The sequence below is a fragment of the Mesorhizobium sp. M0870 genome (assembly GCF_040319775.1).
Taxonomy (GTDB): domain Bacteria; phylum Pseudomonadota; class Alphaproteobacteria; order Rhizobiales; family Rhizobiaceae; genus Mesorhizobium.
This window is the reverse complement of record NZ_JAMYOI010000076.1, coordinates 1-1331: the sequence shown is the minus strand read 5'-3', so window position 1 is coordinate 1331 and position 1331 is coordinate 1. Positions and strand designations below refer to the sequence as shown.

Here is a 1331-nt window from a genome sequence, read left to right as displayed (position 1 = left end):
TAATGCAGTTCACTTAAGTTGGGCTGGATGAGGATCTGGTAAGACCTATCGAACAGGATGGAGATTCGTTTCCATCCTGTTCGTGTTTTGAGATGCCAGGTCGCATAGGACATACAGCCGATTTATCGGCACTTTCGGGTGCAATTGATCCGGAATGGATCGCCTTGGCGCTTGCCAGCAGCGGCAAGGCGAGCATCCGCAAGCGCAAGCTCCCCGCCGAGCAAGTTGTCTGGCTGGTGATTGCGCTTTCCTTGTATCGTCATCAGTCCATGCCTGAGGTGGTGGCCCATCTGGATCTGGTGTTGCCCGATGAGGTGAACCCGGACATTGCCAAGAGCGCCTTGACGCAGGCCCGCCAGCGCTTAGGCCAGGCGCCGCTGGCGCAGTTGTTTGCGATGAGCGCGACGTGCTGGGACGAGCGACACCAAGTCGGGCGAGGCTGGCGGGGTCTTGCGCGCTATGCCGTGGATGGCAGCACATTGCGTGTCGCCGACAGCGTGGAGAACCGCGCGCATTTTGGAGCGCAAGCCTATGCATCCGGCGCTGTTGCAAGTTATCCGCAGCTACGGCTCTTGACCCTGACGGCGCTCGCCACGCACCTGGTGCGTGATGCGGTGTTTGGGATCTACGGCAAGAATGAGATGCTCTATGCCAAGAGCTTGCTCGACCAAGTGCCGGACCAATCCCTGACGGTCTTCGACAAGGGCTTTTTCAGCGCCAGCCTGCTGCTGCAGCTTCAATCGAAGGGCAAGCAACGTCATTGGCTCCTGCCGGCCAAAGGCAACAGTGCATGGCAGCGCCTGGACCAGAACGCCACCGACTATCGGGTGCGCATGAAAGTCTCGCCGCAAGCACGCGAGGCCGAGCCCGACTTGCCGACATTCTGGGAAGCTCGGGCGATCGAGACGGTCAACCGGCATGGGCAAAAGCGAATATTGCTCACCTCATTGACGGACAAGAAGGCCTATCCTGCCCAGGAGATCGTGCAGCAATACGAAGACCGCTGGCGGATCGAAACCAGCTATCGAGAGCTGAAGCAGGAGCTTCTTGGCAGCGAATTGACGCTGCGCAGCGGCACACCGCAGACCGTTTATCAGGAAGTTTGGGGAGCCTTGCTGGCTTACAATCTGGTGCGGTTGGAAATGGCCGAGGTTGCCTCTGAAGCCGAGGTCAAGCCAACCGAATTGAGCTTCACCACAGCCCTGCACTACATTCGTCACGAATGGGGGTGGATGGCGATCGAAGCGCCAGCAAAACTACCCGCACACCTCATCCGATTAAGACAACGGCTGGGAGACCTCATCCTCCCAAAAACACGGGGGCGATCATGC

General features: G+C 58.8%; 1 protein-coding gene. It reads left to right on the top strand.

Annotated features, from left to right (window positions below):
* Positions 1-92: 92 nt before the first annotated feature.
* Positions 93-1331: IS4 family transposase (locus NKH97_RS33185; protein ID WP_352776437.1), on the top strand; the 1239-nt coding region annotated here is incomplete at its 3' end.